Below are 24,483 nucleotides of genomic sequence, written 5' to 3'. Positions count from 1 at the left end.
TCACACCACTGTCGTCCAATGCCGCTTCTGTTCAGGGAGCTCCGCATGACCGATCCCACCCCCTTGGAAGAGGCCACTTTGTGGGACCTCATCCGCCAGCGGCAATTCCACTTCCATTTTCAGCCCATCGTGGACCTGAAGACGCTGAAGGTGGTCTCGCAGGAAGCCCTGGTCCGCCCCGACCCGGCCACCGGCTTTGCCAACCCGGCGGCGTTGTTCCAGCGCGCACGCGAGCTGGACCTGCACACCGAACTGGATTTGGCGTGTGTGGAGTCTGCCATCGAGTCCTTTTCCCGGTTGACGCAACGGTCGGGGCAGCGCCTGCACGTCAACGTCAACAGCGACACGCTGGCCCGGCCCGAGACGCTGGCCCGCTTGCAGCGCCTGATCGAACGCGATGCCCAGGTGCTGGGCCACCGCGGCCTGGTGGTGGAGCTGACCGAGTGCGACCCCCTCAACCACGACGGTGTGGATGCTTTCCTGGGCACCTGCCGCCGCGCAGGCGTGTCCATTGCGCTGGACGACTTCGGTGTGGGCCACAGCAACCTGAACGCCTGGCTGGAGTACAAGCCCGAGAAGATCAAGATCGACCGCTGCTTCATCCACGACCTGCCCCACGACGTGTCGCGCCAGGAGCTGCTGCGCGGCCTGCGCCAGATGGCCGACGTGTTGGGCACCGTGCTGCTGGCCGAAGGCGTGGAGACCGCCGACGAGTTGCGCATGGTGCGCGCCATGGGCATGGAGCAGGCCCAGGGCTTTTTCCTGGCCCGCCCGCTGGCCGAGCCGGTGCTGGACGTGTCGCCCCCGGCACGCGCCGCGTTCGACGACGGGCGGCTGATGGTGCCCGCCTACCCGGGGCGCAAGACCAACCTGACCGGCGTGCTGCGCAACCTGGTGGACATGCGCCCCAGCCTGCCCCACACCGCCCGTGCCCGCGATGTGGTGCAGTTCTTCTCGGTGTGCGCCAACCAGACCTCGGTGGTGCTGGTGGACGAGGTGCAGCACCCGGTGGGCATCCTGTCCATGGCCACCTTCATGAACCAGATGGCCCAGCCCTACCGGCTGGACATCTACGGCAACCGCTCCGTGCTGCCGCTGAGCAACCGCAACCCGGTCATCAAGGACGTGGACGCCAGTTTCGACGAGTTGGCCACCGTGCTGACCGAGGCCGACCAGCGTTACCTGACCGACGGCATCGTGGTCACGCAGAACGGGCGCTACCTGGGCCTGTGCAGCGCGCACCAGCTGGTGCGCCAGGTCACCGAAAACCGCATCGAGGCCGCCCGCCACGCCAACCCGCTGACGCTGCTGCCGGGCAACGTGCCCATCAACGCCCACCTGGAGCGCATGCTCGACAGCCAGGTGGGCTTTGTGCTGGCCTATGCCGACCTGAACCACTTCAAGCCCTTCAACGACCGCTACGGCTTTTGGAAGGGGGACGAGGTGATCCTGCTGGCGGCCAGCACCATCCGCGAACACATCGACCCGCTGCACGACTTTGTGGGCCATGTGGGCGGGGACGACTTCGTGCTCATTTTGCAAAGCCCCGACTGGCAGGCGCGGCTGCGCCGCATCGTGCGCGAGGCCGCCCAGGCCATTGCCCAGCTCTACCCCGAGCCCGAGCGCCTGGCCGGCGGCATCACGGCGGAAGACCGGTTTGGCGTGGAACGCTTCTTCCCGCTGGTGAGCCTGAGTTTTGGCGTGATCCCGGTGCCCCCGGGCGAAACCGTGCGCTCCAACGCCCTGGTGACCGCGGTGGCCGAGGCCAAGAAGCGCTCCAAGGAAGCGGCGGACAACATCCACGTGCAAGGGCTGGAGGCACCACAGCCGCCGGTCAGTGAAAGTCCCGACTCTGCGTTTGCAACGATCCCAGCAGCGGCGTGAGGTCGCGCAGGCGCTTGGCCACCAGGTGGCGCACCTGGCCACCCGTGTTGCAGTCGGGGGCATCGTCGCGCTGCCACACGCCGTACACGGCCATCAGGCGCGAGCGCGTCAACTCGTGGCGCTGGCGCTCCTTCAGCGCGGGCCAGACGATGACGTTGACCGTGCCCGTTTCGTCCTCCAGCGTCACGAACACCACCCCGCTGGCCGTGCCCGGCTGCTGCCGCACGGTGACGATGCCGCAGGCCCGCGCCAGCCGCCCCGAGGGGTAGGCCGACAGCTCGGCGGCAGTGGACAGGCGCAGCGCCGCCAGCTGCGGGCGCAGAAAGCTCACCGGGTGGGCCCGCAGGCTCAGGCCGGTGGCGGCGTGGTCGGCCACCACGTCCTGCGCGGGCGTGGGCTCGGGCAGCAGGCTGGGGGGCAAGGCGTCGTCATCGGCCCCCACCGGGCGGAACAGCCCGACCAGCGGCACCGCGCCCGCCGCCGCCCACACCTGGGTGCGGCGGTGCCCGGCCAGGCCGCGCAAGGCGTCGGCGGCGGCCAGCGCGTCCAGCTCGGCCTGGTTCAGGCCCGCCAGCCGGGCCAGCTCTTCCACCGAGGCCCAGGTTCGATGCTCTTGAATCAATAGCTGTTCACGCTTTCTGAACAAGCGCAAGGCGGCGTTTTCATTGAAATTCTTGACCAACCTCAGCCCCAGGCGCACGGGGCGCAGGTCCGGGGCCCGGGGCTGTGAACGCGGCTGTGAACGAAGCGGCGGCAAGGGCGGCTCTGCCAGCAGGCGGGCCGTGTCGTCGGGCTGCGCCAGCGTGCAGTCCCAGTGGCTGAAACGCACGTCCACCGGCAGCACCTGCACGCCGTGGCGCTGCGCGTCCTGCACCAGTTGCGAGGGGGTGTAGAACCCCATGGGCTGGCTGTTGAGCAGCGCGGCCAAAAACACGTCGGGGTGGTGGCACTTGAGCCAGGCGCTGGCGTAGGCCAGCAGGGCAAAGCTGGCGGCGTGGCTTTCGGGGAAACCGTATTCACCAAAGCCTTCGATCTGCGCAAAGATGGCCTCGGCAAAGTCCTGCGGGTAACCCTGGGCCACCATGCCCTGCACCACGCGGTCGCGGAAACGGTCCACCCCGCCCTTGCGTTTCCAGGCGGCCATGGCGCGGCGCAGCTGGTCGGCCTCGCCCGCGCTGAACCCGGCGCACAGCATCACCACCTGCATCACCTGCTCCTGGAAGATGGGCACGCCCAGGGTGCGGCCCAGCGCCTGCTCCAGCTGCGGGCTCAGGTGCACCACCGGCTCCAGCCCGCGGCGGCGGCGCAGGTAGGGATGGACCATGCCGCCCTGGATGGGGCCGGGCCGCACGATGGCCACCTGCACCACCAGGTCGTAGAACACCTCGGGGCGCAGCCGGGGCAGCATGCTCATCTGCGCCCGGCTCTCGATCTGGAACACGCCCACCGTGTCGGCCCGGGACACCATGGCGTACACCGCCGGGCACTCGGGCGGAATGGCCGCCAGCGTGTGGGCGGGCAGGCCCTTGGCGGTCAGCAGGTGCAGCGCACGGCGCAGCGCGGTCAGCATGCCCAGGGCCAGCACGTCCACCTTCATCAGGCCCACGGCATCCAGGTCGTCCTTGTCCCACTGGATGATGCTGCGCCCGTCCATGGCCGCGGGCTCGATGGGCACCAGCCGCGTCAACGGCCCCTCGGTCAGCACAAAGCCGCCCACATGCTGGCTGAGGTGGCGCGGGAAGCCCAGCAACTGCTCGGCCAGCGACAGCCACAAATCCAAGAGCGCCTGCGTGGGGCGGCCCACGGAGTCGCCCCCCACGCTCCCTGCGGTCGCTGCCCCCCCGAGGGGGGCGCTCGCCTGCTTGGGGCGGCCCGGCGCAGGCTCGGAGCCCTCGCCCAGGACCTGGGCCAAGCGCTCAGGGTAGAGCTTTCGGCCATACATGCCGGGGTGCTCCTTGCAGAAGGCGTGGATGAGCCGCTCGTCCACGCCCAGCGCCCGGCCCACGTCGCGCAGGGCGCTGCGGGGGCGGTAGCTGATGACGGTGGCGGCCAGCGCGGCGCGGTCGCGCCCGTATTTGGCGTAGATGTACTGGATGACCTCTTCGCGCCGCTGGTGTTCGAAGTCCACGTCGATGTCGGGCGGTTCGTCGCGTTCGCGGCTGATGAAACGTTCGAACAGCAGGGTGGCGCGGGCCGGGTCCACCTCGGTGATGCCCAGGCAGTAACACACCGCCGAGTTGGCCGCCGAGCCCCGGCCCTGGCACAGGATGTCGCGGCTGCGGGCAAAGCGCACCAGGTCGTGCACGGTGAGGAAGTACATCTCGTAGCCCAGCTCGGCGATCAGCGCCAGCTCGTGGGTGAGCTGGGCGTGCACCTCGGGCGGCAACGCCCCTTCGGTGTCGCCATACCGCCACGCCGCCCCGGCCCACACCAGCCGGGCCAGGGTCTGGGCCGGGGTTTCGCCCGGGGCCACGGTTTCGCGGGGGTAGCGGTAGCGCAGTTCGTCCAGGCTGAAGCGGCAGCGCCCGGCCAGCGTGAGGGTGGCGGCCAGCAGTTCGGGCGGGTAGACGCGGGCCAGTTGCAGCCGGGTGCGCAAATGGGCCTGGGCGTTGGGCAGCAGGGCCTGGCCGCATTGGGCCACCGGGCGGTGCAGGCGGATGGCGGTCAGCACGTCGTGCAGGGGCTTGCGCGAGCGGTGGTGCATGACGGCCCCGCCCAGCGCCACCAGCGGCAGGCCGCTGGCCTGGGACCAGTGGCTGAGGTGCATCAACCACAGGTCGTCGTCCAGTTGCTGGTGCAGCACCGCGCCCAGCCAGAGGCTGCCGTTTTCAGCATCAAAAAGGGCTCCAGCGCTTTTTAAAAAAGCGCAAACAGCTATGCTTTCAGGAGCATCCAGACTGACTTGGGGGCCGCGGGGGGGCAGCAGCACCACCTCGCAGCCGCTGAGGGTGCCACTGCCCGGGCGGGGCCAGGCCGCGCGGTACTGGCCTTTGGGGGCGGCGGCGCGGGCCAGGGTGATGCAGCGGCACAGCTGGCCCCAGCCCATCAGGTGGCGGGGCAGCACCACCATGCGCCAGCCGGGGAGGGACTCACCCGGGGGCTCGCCCTCGGGCGGTGGCAGTGCGAACACCGCCCCGGGCAGCAGCTGCAGGCCGGGGTGTTGGCGGGCCTGGGCATGGGCGCGCACCACACCGGCCACGCTGCAGTCGTCGGTGACGGCCAGGGCCTGGTAGCCCAGGGCGGCGGCGCGGTCCACCAGTTCTTCGGGCGACGAGGCCCCTTGCTGAAAGCTGAAGTGGCTCAGGGCCATGAGTTCGGCGTAACCGGGCAGCGCGGTCATGCCATCCACCCCTGCAGGAACCAGGTGGGGGCGTCGTGGGTCTGGCCCTGGGAGGGGGCGGTGGCGTCGGCACGGCGCTGGCGGTACACCCACACCAGACCGGCCCCGGGGCTGCGGGCCAGGAAGTGGTCGCGCACGGTCACGGGCGGGGCCTGGCCGTGCAGGGGCTCGGGGGCGCCGGGCCACTGCACCCATTCGATGCGGTGCGGCCCGGCCAGCAGCTCCAGCGGCCCTTGGTAGACGGGGCGGTCGCCGCGCAGGCGCAAGGGCTGGGGCGGGTCGGCCAGCCAGGTGGGCGCGAGGGGCCCCAGCGCGGTGGCGGAGGCCTCGGAGGCCACGGAGGTGTCGGGGGCCTCAAGGGCTGGGGGAGCGGGCGGGCGGTGCCGCGCCGGGGCTTCAGCTGTCGAGGGGGTGGACGGCAGCGGGTGCTGGCTGGCTTCGCTCAGGTGGGTGTCTTGCAGCTGCCACTGCACCACGGCGTCGTTGCCCAGGCGGGCGCGCAGGCGCTCCAGCAATTCGGTCCAGCTGTGGGGATGGCGCAGGGGGGCGTGGGTTGACGTGGGGGACAGCAGCCCCTCCGCGGTGGTGGGCACCCAGGGGGCCAGGTCCAGCGTGTCCAGGCCCAGCCCCACCACGGGGGCGGGCCAGTGGACCTGGGCCAGGTGTTCGGCGGTGAGGTGTTGCAGGTGGTCCAGCTGCTGCACGGGTTGGGCCAGGTGCAACGCCCATTCGCCATGGGTGGGCACGTCGCGGCGGGCGTCGTGCACCCAGCGCCAGCGCACGGCGCGCACGCCCTGGTGGCGCTGCACCAGCCAGCCGTGCAGGGCGGCCAGCAACTGGCGGGCCGGCCCCATGAGGGCGGCGGCGGACTCCAGCGCCTGCGTCAGTTCCAGTGTGTGGCTGAACACGGGCGGGGCCTGGATGCTGCGCAAGGGCTGGGGGCTGCGGCCCAGGGCCTGGTCCAGCGCCCGCAAGCCCTCGGGGCCCCAGCGGCGCACCACCCCGGCGCGGGGCAGGCGCTCCAGCTGGGCCCAGGTGTGCACCCCCAGCCGGGCGAGCACGGGCACCTGGGCCTGCCAGGCCGACAGGCTGCGCAAGGGCAGTGCCCGCAGCGGGGCGGGGGTCAGCAGCTCGGGCTGATCGGCACAGGCGGCGTCATCCGAGGCGCTCAGGCTGGGGTGGATGCGGCAGCGGGCCAAAGCCCCCAGGGGGGTGAAGGCCACGGCCAGGGCCAGGGGGCGGGCGGGCTCGGGCCACTGCGCCCGCAGGCGTTGCAGCAGCCGGGGCAGGCCGCCCCACAGGCGCAGGGTGGCGGTCACGTCCAGCAGCCAGGCGTCTTCCAGCCGCGCCACCTGGGGGGTGAACTGCAAGGCCCACAGGCCCACCCAGTCCGCCTGCGGCTCAGGCGAAGGGGGCCACTGCAGGGCGATCCAGCACGGGCGCTTGGGCATGGGAAGGTGCCTGGGAAAGGGCCAGGGGAAGGGCCTGAGAACGGGCCACGGCAAGGTCGGCGGCACGCCGCCGTTGGGCTTGCCGCCAGCGGGCGGCGTCCAGCCAGGCTTGCACCCGGGCGTCGGCCAGCGGCAGGTCCAGCGGCTGGGCCACCGCCGCGCCCCGGTGTTTGAGGATGTGCACGCACAAATGCCCCGGTTGTATGCCCGCCGACAGCAGGAGGCGCACCACGGCGGGGGACGGCTGGGTTCGGGCCGACTCGGGGCGGCACACCCACACCAGCCCGCCTTGGCGGGACGCAGCCAGCTGCAAGCGCCGCAACGCGGCAAACGAGGTCAGGGGCAACCAGGCCAGCACCGCCCCCACAGAGGGGCAGGCCAGGGCCTGTTCACAGGCCCACAGGCGGCGGGCCGGGTCGGCGGTGTTGACCTGTACCCATTGGCCGGGATTCAGGCCCCGCGCCCGCCAGGCCGAGGCCAGCGGCATGCCCGGCGGGCCCACCAGCACCAGTTGCGGGTGCGCCTCGGCCCCGGGCGGGGGTCGCTCAGCCAGCCAGCGCCGCAGCGCGGGGGCCACCAGGGCCCAGGGCAGCGGGCTGGGCGCGTCTTGCAGCACCTCCACCACCCCGCCCAGCGGCCAGCCGCCCCCGGCCAGGTGGGCGTCGAGCACGGCATGGCCGGTGGGGCAGACCGGGGCGGATGGCGCACCGGTGCCCGGGGCATCGCAGGCGCGCCAGGTTCCAGGCAACGGCACAGGAGGCCGAACCAGGTTTGCGGCAGGACGGGGCATGGGAATGGCTCAGGACTCAGCGTTGAAAAGCCGCAGAATACTGTATTTATAAACAGTGTCAATCTAGGGGAAAAAACCCACCTCGCCAGCACGCCTGCGGCGAAACTCGCGGTTTTGCCCACGCACGCCCCATCCCCATGAACCCGCCCACGCTGCCCTTCGATCCGGACACGCCTGCCGCCGACATCGACCGCCTGTTTGCCCTCCAGGCCCCCATGGCGCTGGCCTTGCGCCAGTCCACCCTGGCCGAGCGGCGGCACAAGCTGGAGCGCCTGCGCGATGCGCTGATGGCGCGGCGCACGCAGTTCCTGGCGGCTTTTGCCCAGGACCTGCGCAAGCCCGAGGTGGAAGTGGACCTGACCGAGCTGGTGCCGGTGCTGGACGAAATCCGCCACGCGCTCCAGCACCTGCGGCGCTGGATGCGGCCACACAAGGTGACCCCCACACTGTTGATGCTGGGCACCCGCGGGCAGGTGGTGTACCAGCCGCGGGGGCGTTGCCTGATCATCGGCCCCTGGAACTACCCGCTCAACACCCTGGTGGGGCCGCTGGTGTCGGCGGTGGCGGCGGGCAACACCGTCATCCTCAAACCGTCTGAATTCACCCCTCACGTCAACGCCGAGGTGGCCCAGCTGGTGGCCGAGGTGTTCGACCCCGCCGAAGTGGCCATGGTGCACGGGGCGGTGGCCACTTCGCAGCACCTGCTGTCGCTGCCGTTCGACCACATCTTCTTCACCGGCTCGCCCCTGGTGGGCAAGGTGGTCATGGCCGCCGCTGCGCAGCACCTCACCTCGGTGACGCTGGAGCTGGGGGGCAAGTCGCCGGTCATCGTGGATGAAACGGCTGACCTGGAACACGCCGCACGTCACATCATGTGGGGCAAGGTGATCAATGGCGGACAGACCTGCGTGGCCCCCGACCATGTCTACGTTCACCGCAGCGTGCACGACCGCTTTGTGGCCCTGTGCCGCGGCATGCTGGCCCAGCGTTTTGGCACCGATGCCAACGCCGTGGCCACCAGCCCCGACCTGGCCCGCATGATCCACAGCCGCCACGCACAACGCATTGGGGCCCTGATCGATGACGCGATGGCCCAAGGTGCGCACATGGAAGCGGGTGGACAACACGACGCCGCCACACGCTACGTGGCCCCCACCCTGCTCACGCAGGTGCCCGACACGGCGCTCATCGGCCAGGAGGAAATCTTCGGCCCGGTGCTGCCCATCCGCGCCTACGACACGCTGGACGAGGTGATTGACCGCATCAATGCGGCCCCCAAGCCCCTGGCCCTGTACCTGTGGACCCGCAACGACAACACCGTGGACACCGTGCGCACCCGCACCAGCTCGGGCAGCTTGGGCGTCAACCTGTGCCTTCAGCAATACACGCACAGCAACCTGCCGTTTGGGGGCGTGAACAACTCCGGCATTGGCAACGGGCATGGGTTTTATGGCTTCAAGGCGTTTTCGCACGAGCGTGCGGAACTTCGATCCAGCACCTGGTCGGCCTTGACTTTGTTGTTTCCGCCCTACAACAACCGATCCAAACGCCTCAGTTTGACCCTGCTCAAACTGCTTCAGCGCTTCTGAGACCGCCCAACCGCCAAACGGGCAGTGTCGGAGAAAAGCTTTCTCTAGAATGAACGGCTGATTTTTCAACAACCGTTGGGCCCCGTTCCATGCCAGATTCGCCTGCTTCTGGCCAATCCGCGTTTGGCACGCTGGATGTGGCCGCGCCTGAGCTGCTGCGCAGCGTGGTGGACCATTCGCCCACGATGCTGGCCTACTTTGACAGTGCGCTGATCTGCCGCTATGGCAACGCCAGCTACCGACGGGTGTTCGAAACCCCGGGGGAAACGCTGGAGGGAACGCATTTCGAGTCCCTCGTACTCCCTCACATGCGCGACCACATCATGCCGCGCGCCCGTGCGGCCCTGACGGGCCTGCCCCAGGACTACGAATACGAACGCCCCATGCCCCAAGGGGGCAGCATGCATGTGGAGGTGAAATACACCCCCGACGTGCGCGATGGCCAGGTGGCGGGCATGTTCGTCGAGCTGCACGACATCACCAGCCACAAAAAAATCGAAGAGCTGGTGCTGGAGTCCAACCGCCACCTGGAAGAGCACATCCGCGAACGCTCGGCCCGGCTGTTCGACAGCGAGCAGCGTTTCCGGCTGATGGTGGATGGCCTGCAGGACTACTGCATCTACTTCCTGGACGAACTGGGCCGCGTGACCGACTGGACCGACAGCGCCCAGCGCATGCACGGCCTGACCCCCGACCAGGCGCTGCGCCAACCCATCGCCCAACTGCTGGACGACACCCACCCCGGTCAGCACCCGGGTTTTCAGGCCCAACTGCTGCGCCAAGCCATTGAGCAGGGTCACAGCGAAACCGACGGCTGGCAAATCCGCGCCGGACAACCCGCCTTCTGGGCCCACACCATGCTGACAGCCTTGCGCGACCCACGGGGCGAGCTGCAAGGCCTGTCGGTCATCACCCGCGACATGACCGAGGCCAAACGGCTGGAGGACATGCTCAACCAGCTCAACCAGGAGCTGGAAAAGCGCGTGGCCGAGCGCAGCCGCGAGTTGATGCTGGCCAACCGCGACATCGACGCCTTTGCCCACATGGTGTCGCACGACCTGCGGGCCCCGCTGCGCCACATCTCCGGCTACCTGACGCTGCTGCGCGAAGACCTGCAAGAGCAGCTCCACATCCCCGAAACGTCCGACATCTACCACCACACCTCGGCCATGGACCAGGCGTGCAAGCGGCTGTCGCGCATGATCGAAAGCACACTGGAATACGCCCGCCTGGGGCGCACCACGCTGGAGGCCGTGCCCACGCCCCTGGGCCCGGTCATGGAAGCGGCCCTGGCCAGCGCACGGCAGTCCGCTGGGAATCGGCTCATCACCTGGGTGCTGCCCGAGCACTGGCCCACGGTCCAGGGCGACCCGGCCCTGCTGACCCAGTTGTTCAGCCAGCTGCTGGACAACGCCGTCAAGTACACCCGCACCTCCGATGCAGCCTGCATCGAAATGGGCTGGAGAGTGGCCGATGCCAGCGACCCACAACCCTCGGGCTACACCCATTCAGGGCCGCAGATCCGCCTCTGGATTCAGGACAACGGCGTGGGTTTTGACAGTGAACGCGCCAACAACCTGTTCGTCATGTTCCAACGCCAGCACCACTCGATGGATTTCGAAGGCTCGGGAACCGGCCTGGCCTTGGGCCAGCGCATCGCGGGGTTGCATCGGGGCACGCTGCGCCTCAAAAGCCAGCCCGGGCACGGCTGCCGCGCAACGGTCACCCTGCCCATGGCAGACACCCTCCCCGCCTGACATCAACCCCCGGGGTTTGCCGCACATCAAAACACCCCAGGGGGTAGGCCGTCACAATGCGGGCTTTTCAGCCCTCAGCCGCCTGCCCCGCCATGGACTTCTCCGCCCTGCTCGAACAGCATTCCGAACCCGTGGTGTTGGCCGTTGGCGGTTTGGTGATGGGGTTGCTGTTCGGGTTTTTCGCCCAACGCTCGCGCTTTTGCCTGCGCGCCGCCGTCATCGAGTTCTGGCACGGCCAATGGGGCGAAAAGCTGCCAGTGTGGCTGATGGCGTTTTCGTCGGCCGTGGTGGCGGTGCAGCTGCTCATCCTCACCGGGCAGCTGGACGTGAGCACTTCGCGCCAGATGGCCAACACCGGCAGCCTGTCGGGCGCGCTGATCGGTGGGCTGGTGTTCGGCATGGGCATGATCCTCACGCGCGGCTGCGCCAGCCGCCTGCTGGTGCTGTCGGCCACCGGCAACCTGCGAGCCCTGCTGTCAGGGCTGATCTTCGCGGTGGCGGCCCAAGCCTCGCTGGCCGGGGCGCTGGCACCGTTGCGCCTGGCCATCAGCGGCTGGTGGACGGTGGACGGCGGCGCGGGCCGCGACCTGCTGGCCTGGACCGGCCTGGGCCACGTGGGCGGTTTGCTGTTTGGCGTGGTGTGGCTGGCCGCCGGGGTGTTTTTTGCGCTGCGCAACCGCTGGTCGGTGCAGAAGTGGCTGTTTGCCATCGTCACCGGGCTGACGGTGGCCGGGGCCTGGTGGTTCAGTTACCAGGTGTCCAAGGCCTCGTTTGAAGTGGTCAATATCCAGGGCCTCACGTTCAGTGGCCCCTCGGCCGAATGGCTGATGCGGGTGCTGGAGAACCCCGGGGCCAAAATTGGCTTCGACTTCGGGCTGATGCCCGGGGTGTTCGCGGGGTCGGCCCTCGGGGCGCTGCTGTTCAAGGAGTGGAAGCTGGAAGGCTTCAAGGACGGGCACAGCATGCGCCGCTACATCGTCGGCGCCATTCTCATGGGCTTTGGCTCCATGCTGGCCGGTGGCTGCGCCGTGGGCGCGGGCATGACCGGCGGGGCCATTTTTGCGGTGACGGCCTGGCTCACCCTGGTGGGCATGTGGGTGGGGGCGGGGGCCATGGACCGCCTCATGGACCGCGAGCCCCCGGCGGGCAACTGAACACCCGCCCCGCGCTCAACGCCGGGACCTTGCCCTCACTGCCCGCAGCACTTCTTGTACTTCTTGCCGCTGCCGCAGGGGCACAGGTCGTTGCGACCGGGTTCCGGCGCTTTGATGACCGTGCCGGTGCGCGGGCCCAGGCTCTTCCAGATCTGGTGGATGTCATACACCGCCCACAGGGCTTCGCCAAAGGCGTTCAGGCGCTCCTGGCTGACGCTGGGCGGGCCGCCTTCCTCGTACATGTTTTCGGTGGGGGTGTGGGTGTCGTCTTCGGTGAGGGCGACGATGTGCTCCAGCGAGTCGCTGAGCCACTGGGCCACCTCGCGGTCGCGCGGGGCTTCCCAGGCTTCCGGCCAGAACTCGACGGCGGCCATGAACCCAAGCGCCCAGATTTGGGCAAACGACGGCAATTCCTCCGGCGCATCGGGGTTGGCCGTCTGCTCGGCCTCCCACTGCGCCCGGTCTTCGGGGCTCAGGCAGGCGATGGCGCCGCGCACGTCCATCACCTCGGGCGAGAACGCGGCTTCGTCGGCCAGCGACTCGATCTTGGTGGACAGGCTCACGGCCAGGGCCTGACGGCGGCGCTCGCACAGCGCCAGGAACTGGGCCTTCTGCGCCCCGTCGGCCCACAGCGGGGTCTCGTCGGCAAACTCGGGCAGCAGGGTGTCGATGGCCTCGGCGGTGGAAAGGGTTTCGCGGCAGCACACCACGGCGGCCAAAAAGCCTTCGACAAACTCCCACTGCGGCACCTCGGGGTCGCGGGAGCGCATGTCGTCGAGCATGGCGTCCAGGGTTTCGAAATCGTCGGGGGTGAGGTCGGTGGAGGGGGTCATGTCAGGGGTCTCGTCAGTGAACGGGGGCAGGCAGGGGAGCGGAGGCGGGCGCGGTCCAGTGGCGGACCACCTCCACCCCCAGCGTGGCCAGGCGCTTTTTCAGGCGCAACACGGCCTTGTCTTTGCTGACCAGCACCACGCAGGGCCCGGAGCCGGGGGGCACGGAGGCGTGGGCGGCGGCGAGGTCGATGAACTTCTGGTCATCGGCATCGGTGCAGGTGTAGCGGGCCTTGGGGGCCACGGGTTGCAGGGTGACGGCAGCGTCCCAGCGGGCGAGCACGTCGGCGGCGGTGTTCGCCGTGGTGACATCGGGCGCACGGGCGTCCGGTGGCATGGCCAACCGGGCCGCCAACCTCGCCGCCAGGTGCGGGTAGGCCAACACACGGGCCAGTTCCTCGCGCATGACCGGGGTGCCCAGCCACACGGCACCGGCCGCCAGCGCGTCGCGCAGCGGCTGCACCGCGGGTTCATCGAACACCCACAGGTCCAGCGCGATGTTGGTGTCCAACACAAAACGCCCTGGGCCGCCAGACTCACGGCTCATTCGGCAGCCTCGCTCTGGGGTTTGGCGCGGGCGCTGCCGGCCACCAGGTCAAAGCGGAACAGGCGGCATTCGATGGGGCCGTTCCACATGGGCACGCGGCGCGACTCCTTCAGGCGCATCAGGCTGGGCAGCTTGAGGTCGGGCGTCAGCATCCAGGCGGTCCAGCCGGAGAAGTTCTTTTTCCAGTGCGCGGCCAAGCGGGGGAAGAAGTCGTCGCCGCCCGCGTCGGTCTGCGCCTGCTCGCGGCCCAAGCCCCCAGGGCGGCCTTGCGCGACCTCGGCCCCACCCGCACGGAACACCCGCGGTGCGCGGGCCTGGCCTTGGGCGCGGTCTTGCGCCCGTTGCCCGGCCACCCCGGCGGCGGCAATGCGCTCACCATACGGCGGGTTGAGCAGCAGGATGCCCGGCTGTTCACACGGGGGCATGCGTTGCAGGGCGTCGCCCCCGCGGAATTCGATGGCGTGCGCCACCCCGGCACGCTGGGCGTTGCGCTGCGCAAAGTCCACCATGCGGTGCGACACGTCGCTGCCGAAGATGAAGGGTTTTTGCGAGTCTTTTTGGCCTCCAGCGCTTTCAGAACAAGCGCTGGCAGCTTCGTTTTTGATACCTTGCCACACGTGCGACTGGAAGGGCAGCAAGCGCTCGAAGGCAAAGCGCCGCTGGCTGCCCGGGGCAATGCCCAGCGCCATCTGCGCCGCTTCGATGGCGATGGTGCCGCTGCCGCAGCAGGGGTCGTACAGTGGCAACGCCGCCCCCTGGCTGCCGTCCCACCCGGCGGCAGCCAGCATGGCGGCAGCCAGGGTTTCCTTCAGCGGGGCGTCGCCCTTGTCGTCGCGCCAGCCGCGTTTGAACAACGGCTCGCCCGAGGTGTCGATGTACAGGCTGACGTGGTCGCTGGTGAGGTGCACGAACACGCGCACGTCGGGCCGGGCGGTGTCCACGTCAGGCCGGGTGCCGGTCTTGTGGCGGAAGCGGTCGGCCACGGCATCCTTGACCTTGAGCGCGGCAAAGTTCAGGCTTTGCAGCGGGCTGTGCTGGGCGGTGATGTCGATCTTGAAGCTCTGGCGCGGGGTGAACCAGATTTCCCAGGCCACGTCGCTGGCGGCCTCGTACAGGTCGGCCTCGGAGCGGTAGGGGCGGTGCGCCAGTTGCACCAGCACGCGCTGGGCCAGGCGGCTGTACAGGTTGAGGCGCATGGCGTCGCGCCAGGAGGCCGCCACCATCAGCCCCGCCCGCCCGGTGCGCCCGGTCAGGCCGGTGATGCGGGCCACTTCGTCGGCCAGGAAGCCCTCGACGCCAGCGGCGCAGGGCAAAAAGAGTTGGAGTTGGTTCATGCAGAAATTCAGGCCGTGCCGTCACCCGGGATTGTGACGGCTCCCGCACAAAAATACGGCCGCCCGCGCATCAATCGGTTATCGTCATTCCGAAACGCTGGCGCATACCCTCCGAGACAAATGAATAAAAAGTGAAATGAGCGCAACCACAGGCATTTCGTTGGAACAGGCGCAGGCCGAGTTGGCGGGGTTTTCGGGCGCCAAGAACTTCTCCCCGCTGATTGAACCGCACTACCGGGCCCACCTGGCGCACAGCCATGCCAAGTCGGTGTTCTGGGGCGGGCTGGCCGCCTTGGCGCTGTTCAACCTGTTCATCGTCAACGACTATTTTTCGCGCCCAAACATTTTCCTGCTGTCGGTGGTGACGCGGCTGCTGGTGGTCACGCCGCTGTGTGTGCTGGCCCTGTGGCAGGTGCGCCAAAGCACCGACGGCAAACACCAGGATGCCTGGCTGTCCAGCGGATTTGTGGTGGTCATGCTGGGCATCGCCACCATCCACTGGTTCACCCGCACGCGGGCAGAAAACTTCGACCCGCCCGCCTTCGTCATCCTGCTCATGACCTGCAACGTGGTCATGCCCCTGCGGTTTCGGACGGCGGCGTTGATCACCGGGGTGAGCATGCTCATCTTCTCGGTGGAAATCGGGCTGCACCCCGGCATGGAGGCATTTGCCAAGCGCACCTCCATCCTCACCTACAACGTCACAGGCCTGCTCACGCTGCTGGCCAACCACCGACTCAACAAGGCCGCCCGGTTCAGCTACCTGGTCAAGCTGTGTGACCAGCTTCAGCTGGACCGGTCCACCGCCACCAGCCACCATTTCAAGGTGGCCGCCCTCACCGACGACCTGACACAACTGCCCAACCGCCGACACATGGACGAGGTGTTCCAGCGCTGGCAAAGCTACCCCCCCGAGTCGGGCAAACCCATGGCGGCGCTCATCATCGACGTTGATCACTTCAAGCAGTACAACGACACCTGGGGGCACTTGCAGGGAGACGTCTGTCTGCGCGAGGTGGCCCGCGTCCTGATGGCCTGCACCCGCGCCCACACCGACTTGGCCGCCCGCCTGGGCGGTGAAGAGTTCGTGGTGCTGCTGCGCCAGTCCGATGCCCCCGAGGCCCTGAGCACCGCCGAACGCATCCGTCAGGCGATCGAAGCCATTGCATTGCCCATGGACACCCCGGGGCCGTCACACCACGTCACCGCCAGCATCGGCGTCGCCCTGGCCCCCTATGGTGACGCCGAGCGCATGCAGTCGCTGCTGGAACGGGCCGACCAGGCCCTGTACCAAGCCAAACGCCATGGCCGCAACCGAACAGAAATGGACCCCAGCCACCATGAAACCCCGCCCACCTGACCGCCGCACCTTTTTGCGGAGCAGTGCGGCCCTGGTGTCTGCCTTGCGCAGCATTGAATGGGTGCATCCGTAACATGAAGAGATAATCCGGCGCCCGTCATTCAAACCATACATCAGGAGGTAATTCATGAAACGTCGCGATTTGATTTCTGTCACCCTGCTCGCCTCGGGCTTCAGCGCCATGAGCCCCGTGCAGGCCCAACTCAATTTCGGCAAGATTTTTGAAGCAGGACAGGACTTGGCCAAAGCCGAGTCCATCACCGATGCCGAGCTGCAAAGCTACTTCGATCAAATGACCACGGAAATGGATCATCAGAATCAAGTGGCCCCCAACAACAGCCCCTACGCCCAACGGCTGTCCAAAATGGTGAAGGGCCTGCAAACCTATGACGGCTTGCGCTTGAACTTCAAGGTCTACATCACACCGCAAATCAATGCTTTTGCCATGGCCAATGGCACGATCCGTGTGTATTCCGGGCTGATGGATGCATTCACCGACGACGAGGTTCGGTACGTGATTGGCCACGAAATTGGCCACGTGAAATCGGGTCACTCCAAAGCGCGCATGCAGACGGCCCTGCGCACCAGCGCCTTGCGCAAAGGCGTGGAATCCAGCAACACCCGCGTGGGGGCGTTGGCCAGCTCCGCGCTGGGCGATTTGTTTGAAAAAGTGGTCAAGGCACAGCACTCTCAATCCAACGAACGTGAGGCGGATGACTACGCACTGAACTTCATGCGCAACCGCAAGTACACCCCCCAAGCATGCGTCAGCGCCTTGGACAAGCTGGCCGCGTTGACGGGCGACACGGCAAGCAGCATCCTCTCGACGCATCCTGCCCCCAAGGATCGCGCCGACCGGTTGCGAACCCAGCTGGGGTGAATCCGTGGATCGACGCTCGTTGCTGCGCTGCGCCGTTCTGCTGGGACTGAGCGCGCCGCCCATCGCCCAGGCCCAAGCCCAAGCCCTGCGGGGCTGGGACGATTGGAAGGCCACCTACGTGGCCTCCGACGGGCGCGTGACCGACACCGGACAGCGCAACATCAGCCACTCCGAAGGTCAGGGCTTTGGCCTGCTGCTGGCCACCGCGGCAGGTGACAAGGCCACATTCGAACGCATCTGGGCCTGGACGCAAGCCAACCTGGGCAAGCGCCCCGACGGCCTGTTTGCCTGGCGCTGGGAGCCGGGCCGCGGCATCACCGACATGAACACCGCCACCGACGGCGACCTGTTCATCGCCTGGGCCCTGCAACGCGCCGCCGAGCGCTTCAACCTGCCGGAGCTGAAAGGCCGCGCCGCGGCCATCGGCCAGGCCATCCGCGACAAGGTGGTGCAGGACGGCACGCCCTGGGGCACCATCATCAAACCCGGGGTGGACGGCTTTGGCACCCCGCAGGGGCAGGTGGTCAACCTGTCGTACTGGGTGTTTCCGGCCTTCGAGGCGCTGAACAAGGTGGATCCGCACCCGCAGTGGCAGGCCCTCACCACGTCGGGGTTGCGGTTGGTGGAAGTGGCCCGCTTCGGCCGTTGGAGCCTGCCGCCCGACTGGCTGCTGCTGGTCAACCCGCTGGCCCCTGACCCCAGCCGCCTGCCCCGCTATGGCTACGACTCAGCCCGCGTGCCGCTGTACCTGCACTGGGCGGGCCACGCCACCCCCGGGCGAATGGAAGGCTTCAAGAAGTTCTGGACCCACTTCCAGTGCGACGGCTTCCTGCCCGGCTGGGCCAACGTGCAGGACAACTCCATCGACAGCTACGGGGCCGACCCCGGGGTGCAGGCCATCCGAAGCCTGCTGACCACTGGCAAACCGCCCAGCTCACGCCTGCCCATGACGGCCCAGAGTTACTACTCGGCCACCCTGGGCATGCTGGTGGAGGTGGCGGCGCGGGAGGGTGGGCGCAAGTAGCGCGGCAAGCCGCGTGCTCAGAGCGCCTTGCGCAAGCTGGCCGGGGCGATTTTCAGCGCCTCGCGGTACTTGGCCACGGTGCGGCGGGCGCACTCGATGCCCTGCTCTTTCAGCATGTCCGACAAGGCGTTGTCCGACAGCGGCTTTTTGGGGTCTTCCCCCGCCACCAGCTGCTTGATGAGCGCCCGCACCGCGGTGCTGGAGGCGTTGCCCCCGGTTTCGGTGCCCAGGCTGGAGCCAAAGAAGTACTTCAGCTCGTAGGTGCCAAACGGCGTGGCCATGTACTTGGCGGTGGTCACGCGGCTGATGGTGGACTCGTGCAGGCCCAGCTCGTCGGCAATCTCGCGCAGCACCAGCGGGCGCATGGCCAGCTCGCCGTGCATGAAGAAGTTGCGTTGGCGCTCCACGATGGCACTGGAGACGCGCAGGATGGTGTCAAACCGCTGCTGGATGTTCTTGATGAACCAGCGCGCCTCTTGCAGGCGCTGCTGCATGCCCGCGCCGTCGCCACGGCTCCCTCGGCCTTCGCGCAGGGCGGCGGCGTACACGTCGTGCACCCGCAGCTTGGGCATGACCTCAGGGTTGAGCTGCACCTTGAAGCCGCGCCCCGCGCGGGTCACCAGCACATCGGGCACCACCATCTGGCCTTCCAGGTTGGCAAAACGGCGACCGGGCCGGGGTTCGAGCTGGGTGATGAGGGCCAGCGCCTCGCGCACCAGCGGCTCTTCCAGCCCGCACACCAGGGCCAGCTTGCGGGTGTCGCGGCGGGCCATCAGGTCCAGGGGTTGCTGGCAGATGGCCAGCGCGGCCCGGGCTGCGGGGGTGTTGCGCAGTTCGTTGATCTGCAAGCGCAGGCACTCGCCCACGTCGCGTGCGCCCACCCCGGGCGGGTCCATGTTCTGCAGCCAGCCCAAGGCCGTGCGCAGCAGTTGCACGGTGGCCTCACGGCGCTCCTGCACGGCGAGGTCGTCCGGGTTGCCGGGCTCGAACGAGGCGGCCAGGTCTTCCAAGGGGTCGGCCAGGTAGCCGTCGTCGTCCAGCGACTCGATCAGCGCGTACAGCGCCGCCTGTTCCTCGGGGCTGAGGCGCAGGCCCAGGGCCTGCTGGTGCAGGTGGGCCTGCAGGGTGATGTGCTCACTGGCGAGGTCGGCGGCGCTGGCGGTGTCATCGTCGTCGTGGCTGCCGGTGCCCCGGGCGGGGGCTTCGCCGCCCCACTCGCCGTCGTCGGGTTGCATGTCCACGGTGCCGTCACCCGACCAGTCGGGCTCGGTCAGGCTGACATCGTCACCCGACGAGGCTTCGGGGGTTGACTCGGCAGAATTTGATGACTCAAAAACAGACTCAGCGCTTGATGTGCCTGAACTTTCTGCTACACCTTCCATGGCGCGCTCGGACAACACATCCCCCAGGCTGACCGGGGCATCGGCGGTTTCCAGGCCAAACGACTCGCGCTCGGCGGCCTCGTCCTGACGCTCCAGGAAGGGGTTTTCGTCGAGCATCTGCTCGACCTCCTGCCCCAGCTCCAGCGTGGACAGCTGCAACAGCCGAATGGACTGCTGCAGCTGGGGCGTGAGCGCCAGGTGCTGCGAGACGCGGAGGGACAGGCCTTGTTTCATGGGCGCATCACATGCGGAAGTGTTCGCCCAGGTACACCCGGCGCACGTCGGCGTTGTCCACAATCTCGGCGGGCGTGCCCTGCGCCAGCACCGTGCCGTCGTTGATGATGTAGGCGTGGTCGCAAATGCCCAGCGTCTCGCGCACGTTGTGGTCGGTGATCAGCACCCCGATGCCCCGCGCCTTCAGGAAACCGATGATGCGCTGGATCTCGATGACGGCGATGGGGTCGATGCCGGCAAACGGCTCGTCCAGCAGGATGAAGCGGGGCTGGGTGGCCAGTGCCCGGGCAATTTCCACCCGCCGCCGCTCGCCCCCCGACAGCGCGGGCGCCGGAGAGTGGCGCAGGTGGTCCACCCGCAAGTCGGCCAGCAGGGCGTCCAGGCGCTGCTGCACCACCGCGGGCGACAGGCGTTTGCCCTGTTCGTCGTGCTGCAACTCCAGCACGGCGCGCACGTTGTCTTCGACGTTGAGCTTGCGGAAGATGGACGCTTCCTGCGGCAGATAGCCCAACCCCAGGCGCGAACGGCGGTGGATGGGCTGATGTTCAATGGGCTGGCCGTCCAGGAAGATGTCACCCCCATCGGCCCGCACCAGGCCCACGATCATGTAAAACGAGGTGGTCTTGCCCGCGCCGTTGGGACCCAGCAGGCCCACCACCTCCCCCTCGTTGACAGCCAGCGACACGTCCTTGACCACCTTGCGGCTGCCGTAGGACTTGCGCAGGTGCATCGCCTCCAGACGCACCGGCTGGGGTGCATCGGGTTCGAGGGCAAGGCGGACACTGGCGCCGCCGCTCACCGGCCAACCCCATCCAGCACGGGGGCCGACCGCAGACGCGCCGGGTCGGTGGCCGCAGGGGCCGGAGCCCCTTCGGCAGGCCGTGGCGTGGGCGTCAACATCGCCCGCACGCGGCCAGAAGGGTTGGAAGGCGTCTTGCTGGCCTCGCCACCGTCCACCGAGAAGGTTTCCGCGGCGTTGTTGTAGACGATCAGGCTGCCCGAGGTTTCATCGGCCAGGGTGGCTCCACGGTAGCGGCGCAGCATGGCGCGCTGCTCGAACCGCACCACGTCGGTCTGTCCGTTGTAGTCGATGCGATCGGACACACCCTCGATGTACTCGTCCAACCCCTCGCGCTTCTGGCGGAAAAAGGCGGGCTTGGCGGCTGAACCGGTGACCACCCCGAACTGGTTGCCCTGGGCGTCCTGACGGACTTCGACCTTGTCGCCCCGGATGACGATGGTGCCCTTGGTGATGACCACATTGCCGGTGAACACGCTGAGCTGACGCACGTCGTCGTAGCGCAGGCTGTCGGCCTCGGCATTCATGGGCTTGTCGCGGTCGGCCTTTTCGGCATGGGCCGCGGCACACAGCCACAGCGCACTCAAGGCCACCCAGCCACACCCCAGCCGCCGCAGGCCGGAAACAAGGGCATGCGGTCGGGCGCTGGGCACAGGGGGAGTGGAACGAGGAGTCACAAGCAAACTCATGGCGGCATGGTATTTGCTTGTCATTGTAGCGGTGCCGTCGGGATTTCCTGACGGCACCAAAGGCAAAAACGCGAGAGTCTGAGGCTTTCAGCCCTTGCGGCTGGCCTCTGCCAGCTGGTTCACCACCGCCAGCGCACGTTCACCGGTGCCCGCTGTGGACGGGGACGTGAAATACCGCCCGGCCACACCCAACGCGGGCACGCCGTCAAGCTTGTAGGCCTCGGCCATCTGCGCCGCACGCTTGAGCTTGCCCGCCACCGAGAAGGCATTGAAGAACTCCAGGAACTTGGCCCGGTCCAAGCCTTGGCGAGCCGCCCAGTTGGCGATGTCGTCGGGCGTGGACAACTTCTGGTGTTCACCATGGATGGCCACGAACACCTTGGCATGCAGTTCGTCGAGCTTGCCCATGGCTTCCAGCGCAAAGTACAGCCGCTGCAGCGGCTCCTGGGCCGAACTGAAGGCAATGGGGTTGCGACGCACCACGATGTGGGCGGGTTGCTTCTTGACCCAGGTGTCGAAGGTGGGCTCGAACTTGGCACAGTGCGGACACCAGTAGCCGAAGAACTCGATCACCTCCACCTTGCCTGCGGGCGAGTCCACGGGGGCGGGACTGGCCAATTTGAGGTAGTCCTTGCCCTCCTTGAAGGCTTCGGTTTGGGCCTGGGCGGTGGTCACCAGGGCGGGGGCAGCAGCGGTCAGCAACGCGACCTGCGAAAACTCACGACGACGCATGGAATGGTTTCTCCTTGTGGGCAATCAGTGTGGGGGGCGCGTGTTTTGGTTCCCCGGGGTGGGGAACCCAGGGTTTCAACGTTGCACGCGGACCAGGGCCGTCTCCAGCCCGCTGGGGGCCAGGTCTTCCTTCATTTTTTCAGCATCGCTCAGGCGTTCGTAGGGACCCAGGCGCACGCGGTAGACGGTCTTGCCGTTCTGCTCACGCTCGGACACCTTGGCATCCAGGCCCATCAGCACCAATTTGGCGCGCTGTGCCTGGGCATCCTCCGGGGTGCGAAACGCCCCCACCTGCACAAAAAAGGTGAACGGCTCAGCGGCTGCGGGGGCAGGCACGTCGCGGGGGGTGGTCGCGGCCACGGTCTTGCCCTGCACCTTGGACGAGGCCAGGTCGCCCAGCGGGTCGGAGGAATAGGTCTTGCCTTTGGGCTCCACCGGGGCTTCCGCCGGGGCCTTGGCTGCTTCGGTCGGCTTGGCGGGGGCTTCGGCCTTCTTGGCGGGCTCGGGGGCAGGGGTGGGCTCGGACGGCGCATCCGCCGGGGCATCGCCCTTGGCCGCCGACTTGGAGGGCTTGCCCCCCAGCGCCGCATTGGGGTTCCAGTTGCGGTTGCGGTCGGCCTCGGCCGCGTCGTCGGACGCCGGACGGGAAATGACCCGCTCCACAAAAGGCACGGGCACCTTGGTGACGTACACCGCCACCACCAGGGCCCCCACCAGGCCCAGCAGCACCCCGAGGATCAACCCCAGAAAGGTGCCCCCCTGCTGGGTGCGTGGTGGGGCGCACTTCGGTGCCCGACTCGGGCCTGGGCGACGGTTCTGACAGTCCTTCATGGGCAAGACCTTTGCAATGTGCCGTGAGCGAAACAGACCCAGGGGGTCACATGCGGGTGGGGGCACTCACCCCCAGCACCGCCAGGCCATTGGCCAACACTTGGGCCGTGGCCGCCACCAGGGCCAGACGGGCGCGTTTGACGGCCTCGTCGTCCACCAGGATGCGCTCGGCATCGTAATAGCTGTGGTACGTGGACGCCAGTTCGCGCAGGTAGAAGGTGACGTCGTGCGGCGCAAAGTCGGTGGCCGCCGCGGTCAGCATGGCCGGGTACTGCGCCAGCTTGAGCATCAGGGCCGCGGCCTGAGGGCTTTCCAGCGCCGACAGATCGGCCTGCGCCAGCGTGGCCACGTCGCCACCGTCTTTCTCGGCCCAGGCCGCCAGCACCGAGCAGATGCGGGCGTGGGCGTACTGCACGTAGTACACCGGGTTGTCGTTGTTCTGGGCCAGGGCCAGGTCGATGTCGAAGATGTACTCGGTGTCGGGCTTGCGGCTGAGCAGGAAGAAGCGCACCGCGTCCTTGCTGGTCCATTCGATCAGGTCGCGCAACGTGACGTAGCTGCCGGCGCGCTTGGAAATCTTCACTTCCTCGCCCCCGCGCATGACCCGCACCATGGTGTGCAGCACGTAATCGGGGTAGCCCAGGGGAATGCCCACGTCGGCCGCCTGCAGCCCGGCGCGCACACGGGCGATGGTGCCGTGGTGGTCGGTGCCCTGGATGTTGACCACCTTGGCAAAGCCGCGCTCCCACTTGGTGATGTGGTAGGCCACATCGGGCACGAAGTAGGTGTAGCCGCCGTCGGTCTTTTTCATGACGCGGTCCTTGTCGTCCCCGTAGTCGGTGGACTTGAGCCACAGTGCGCCGTCTTGCTCGTAGGTGTGGCCGTTGGCCACCAGTTTGTCCACCGCGGCCTGCACCCGGCCGCTGGTGTACAGGCTGGACTCCAGGTAGAACTGGTCGAACTTCACCTGGAATGCCTTCAGGTCCAAGTCCTGCTCGTGGCGCAGGTAGGCCACGGCAAATTCGCGGATGCTGGTCAGGTCATTCACGTCACCGCTGGCGGTCACCTCGCGGTCGTCGGCCTTGACAGTCTTGCGGGCCAGGAAGTCGTTGGCAATGTCCTGGATGTAGTCGCCGTTGTAGGCGGCTTCGGGCCACCCCGCGTCGCCGGGCTTGATGCCCTTGGCGCGCAACTGGGTGGAGTTGGCCAGGGTTTCGATCTGCACACCGGCGTCGTTGTAATAGAACTCGCGGTGGACGGCCCAGCCCTGGGTGTCGAACAGGTTGCAGATGGCGTCACCCAACGCGGCCTGACGGCCATGGCCCACATGCAGCGGCCCCGTGGGGTTGGCGGACACGAACTCCACCAGCAGTTTCTCGTTGCGGGCGGGTTGGCGACCGAAGGCGGCCCCGCCAGTCAGCACCTCACGCACCACGGCCTGTTTGGCCGCAGGCTTGAGGCGGATGTTGATGAAGCCCGGACCGGCAATGTCCAGCGCCTCGACCCACTGCGCAAACACGGGCGTGGCGCGCAGCGCGGCGCACAGTTCCTCGGCCACTTGGCGGGGGTTCTTCTTGAGGGGTTTGGCCAGCTGCATGGCCGCGGTGCAGGCGAAGTCGCCATGGGCCGCCACCTTGGGGGATTCAAAAACCGCCTTGTCGGCGGCACCGGGCATCAGCTGATCGAGTTCTGCCGCCAGCGCGGCCAGCAGGTCTTGTTTGATTTGAAGCATGGCCGGGATTTTAGGCGGCGGCCCCATCCCACCCTTTTGCGGAGCGCCACCCATGCGCGACAGGCCCTGTTGCATTTCTTCACACATTCAGCCTGCGGGGTGCCCCACCGTCACGACAAGGGCGTGCGAACTGGCCACAATGCG

Annotated in this window: 19 protein-coding genes; 7 read left to right on the top strand and 12 right to left on the bottom strand. The window is 68.0% G+C overall.

The annotated features are described in order from the left end of the window. Positions 1 to 45: 45 nt before the first annotated feature. The gene (locus ACYVB7_RS03390) at positions 46 to 1,884 is read left to right on the top strand and encodes a bifunctional diguanylate cyclase/phosphodiesterase (protein WP_460505161.1); all 1,839 of its coding nucleotides are present in this window, start codon (positions 46 to 48) and stop codon (positions 1,882 to 1,884) included. Here ACYVB7_RS03390 and dnaE read toward each other — a convergent pair. From dnaE to imuA, 3 genes are read right to left on the bottom strand one after another with little or no spacing between them, the layout of a single operon-like run. Further along, positions 1,835 to 5,224 carry an error-prone DNA polymerase family protein gene (gene dnaE / locus ACYVB7_RS03385; RefSeq protein WP_460505160.1) on the bottom strand — a complete coding sequence of 1,130 codons (3,390 nt, stop codon included), beginning with the start codon at positions 5,222 to 5,224 and terminating at the stop codon, positions 1,835 to 1,837. The two genes, ACYVB7_RS03390 and dnaE, sit on opposite strands and share 50 nt — an antisense overlap. Beyond that, a complete protein-coding gene (locus ACYVB7_RS03380) occupies positions 5,221 to 6,675 on the bottom strand; it encodes a Y-family DNA polymerase (RefSeq protein ID WP_460505159.1) in 1,455 nt (484 codons plus the stop codon). The genes dnaE and ACYVB7_RS03380 overlap by 4 nt, the downstream gene beginning before the upstream one ends. Continuing rightward, positions 6,626 to 7,465 carry a translesion DNA synthesis-associated protein ImuA gene (imuA, locus tag ACYVB7_RS03375; RefSeq protein ID WP_460505158.1) on the bottom strand — a complete coding sequence of 280 codons (840 nt, stop codon included), beginning with the start codon at positions 7,463 to 7,465 and terminating at the stop codon, positions 6,626 to 6,628. The genes ACYVB7_RS03380 and imuA overlap by 50 nt, the downstream gene beginning before the upstream one ends. Before the next feature lie 137 nt (positions 7,466 to 7,602). On the opposite strand from imuA, the gene ACYVB7_RS03370 reads away from it, so the two are divergent. The 3 genes from ACYVB7_RS03370 to ACYVB7_RS03360 all read left to right on the top strand — a co-directional run bounded on the left by ACYVB7_RS03370 (position 7,603) and on the right by ACYVB7_RS03360 (position 11,965). After that, the gene (locus tag ACYVB7_RS03370; RefSeq protein WP_460505157.1) at positions 7,603 to 9,054 is read left to right on the top strand and encodes an aldehyde dehydrogenase family protein; all 1,452 of its coding nucleotides are present in this window, start codon (positions 7,603 to 7,605) and stop codon (positions 9,052 to 9,054) included. An 89-nt stretch (positions 9,055 to 9,143) separates the two neighbouring features. After that, positions 9,144 to 10,811, top strand: a complete 1,668-nt coding sequence (locus ACYVB7_RS03365) for a sensor histidine kinase (protein ID WP_460505156.1) — start codon at positions 9,144 to 9,146, stop codon at positions 10,809 to 10,811. A 92-nt stretch (positions 10,812 to 10,903) separates the two neighbouring features. Further along, positions 10,904 to 11,965 carry a YeeE/YedE family protein gene (locus ACYVB7_RS03360; RefSeq protein ID WP_460505155.1) on the top strand — a complete coding sequence of 354 codons (1,062 nt, stop codon included), beginning with the start codon at positions 10,904 to 10,906 and terminating at the stop codon, positions 11,963 to 11,965. A gap of 35 nt (positions 11,966 to 12,000) precedes the next feature. Here ACYVB7_RS03360 and ACYVB7_RS03355 read toward each other — a convergent pair whose 3' ends face one another. Genes ACYVB7_RS03355 through ACYVB7_RS03345 form a run of 3 tightly spaced genes read right to left on the bottom strand, consistent with a single transcriptional unit; the run spans position 12,001 to position 14,676 of the window. After that, complete coding sequence (locus ACYVB7_RS03355; protein ID WP_460505154.1) at positions 12,001 to 12,798, bottom strand: YecA/YgfB family protein; 798 nt, start codon at positions 12,796 to 12,798, stop codon at positions 12,001 to 12,003. Between the two features lie 13 nt (positions 12,799 to 12,811). Then, entirely contained in the window at positions 12,812 to 13,342 is a 531-nt protein-coding gene (locus ACYVB7_RS03350; RefSeq protein WP_460505153.1) for a PIN domain-containing protein, read from the bottom strand. Further along, positions 13,339 to 14,676, bottom strand: coding sequence for a THUMP domain-containing class I SAM-dependent RNA methyltransferase (locus tag ACYVB7_RS03345; RefSeq protein ID WP_460505152.1), 1,338 nt, complete (start codon positions 14,674 to 14,676; stop codon positions 13,339 to 13,341). Before ACYVB7_RS03345 ends, ACYVB7_RS03350 begins: the two co-directional genes overlap by 4 nt. 136 nt (positions 14,677 to 14,812) lie before the next feature. Between ACYVB7_RS03345 and ACYVB7_RS03340 the strand changes: the two genes are divergently transcribed. The 3 genes from ACYVB7_RS03340 to ACYVB7_RS03330 all read left to right on the top strand — a co-directional run bounded on the left by ACYVB7_RS03340 (position 14,813) and on the right by ACYVB7_RS03330 (position 17,940). Beyond that, positions 14,813 to 16,036 carry a GGDEF domain-containing protein gene (locus ACYVB7_RS03340; protein ID WP_460505151.1) on the top strand — a complete coding sequence of 408 codons (1,224 nt, stop codon included), beginning with the start codon at positions 14,813 to 14,815 and terminating at the stop codon, positions 16,034 to 16,036. Positions 16,037 to 16,163: 127 nt separating this feature from the next. Beyond that, positions 16,164 to 16,916 carry a M48 family metallopeptidase gene (locus tag ACYVB7_RS03335; RefSeq protein WP_460505150.1) on the top strand — a complete coding sequence of 251 codons (753 nt, stop codon included), beginning with the start codon at positions 16,164 to 16,166 and terminating at the stop codon, positions 16,914 to 16,916. A gap of 4 nt (positions 16,917 to 16,920) precedes the next feature. After that, positions 16,921 to 17,940 carry a glycosyl hydrolase family 8 gene (locus tag ACYVB7_RS03330; RefSeq protein WP_460505149.1) on the top strand — a complete coding sequence of 340 codons (1,020 nt, stop codon included), beginning with the start codon at positions 16,921 to 16,923 and terminating at the stop codon, positions 17,938 to 17,940. A gap of 17 nt (positions 17,941 to 17,957) precedes the next feature. Here the strand turns inward: ACYVB7_RS03330 and ACYVB7_RS03325 are convergent, their stop codons facing one another. The 6 genes from ACYVB7_RS03325 to argS all read right to left on the bottom strand — a co-directional run bounded on the left by ACYVB7_RS03325 (position 17,958) and on the right by argS (position 24,339). Further along, positions 17,958 to 19,556 carry an RNA polymerase factor sigma-54 gene (locus ACYVB7_RS03325; protein WP_460505148.1) on the bottom strand — a complete coding sequence of 533 codons (1,599 nt, stop codon included), beginning with the start codon at positions 19,554 to 19,556 and terminating at the stop codon, positions 17,958 to 17,960. A gap of 7 nt (positions 19,557 to 19,563) precedes the next feature. Further along, on the bottom strand, positions 19,564 to 20,286 hold the full coding sequence (lptB, locus tag ACYVB7_RS03320) for an LPS export ABC transporter ATP-binding protein (RefSeq protein WP_460505688.1): 723 nt from the start codon (positions 20,284 to 20,286) through the stop codon (positions 19,564 to 19,566). A 65-nt stretch (positions 20,287 to 20,351) separates the two neighbouring features. Next, entirely contained in the window at positions 20,352 to 21,008 is a 657-nt protein-coding gene (lptA, locus tag ACYVB7_RS03315; protein WP_460505687.1) for a lipopolysaccharide transport periplasmic protein LptA, read from the bottom strand. Positions 21,009 to 21,131: 123 nt separating this feature from the next. After that, entirely contained in the window at positions 21,132 to 21,776 is a 645-nt protein-coding gene (locus ACYVB7_RS03310; RefSeq protein ID WP_460505147.1) for a thiol:disulfide interchange protein DsbA/DsbL, read from the bottom strand. 75 nt (positions 21,777 to 21,851) lie between these two features. Continuing rightward, positions 21,852 to 22,607: an SPOR domain-containing protein gene (locus ACYVB7_RS03305; RefSeq protein WP_460505146.1), complete on the bottom strand. Its 756-nt coding sequence runs from the start codon at positions 22,605 to 22,607 to the stop codon at positions 21,852 to 21,854. 46 nt (positions 22,608 to 22,653) lie between these two features. Further along, positions 22,654 to 24,339, bottom strand: coding sequence for an arginine--tRNA ligase (gene argS / locus ACYVB7_RS03300; protein WP_460505145.1), 1,686 nt, complete (start codon positions 24,337 to 24,339; stop codon positions 22,654 to 22,656). Positions 24,340 to 24,483 lie beyond the last annotated feature (144 nt).

It is taken from the genome of Hydrogenophaga soli, from assembly GCF_054777695.1.
The sequence above is the reverse complement of the archived record's forward strand: the minus strand, read 5'-3'. Positions and strand labels throughout refer to the sequence as shown.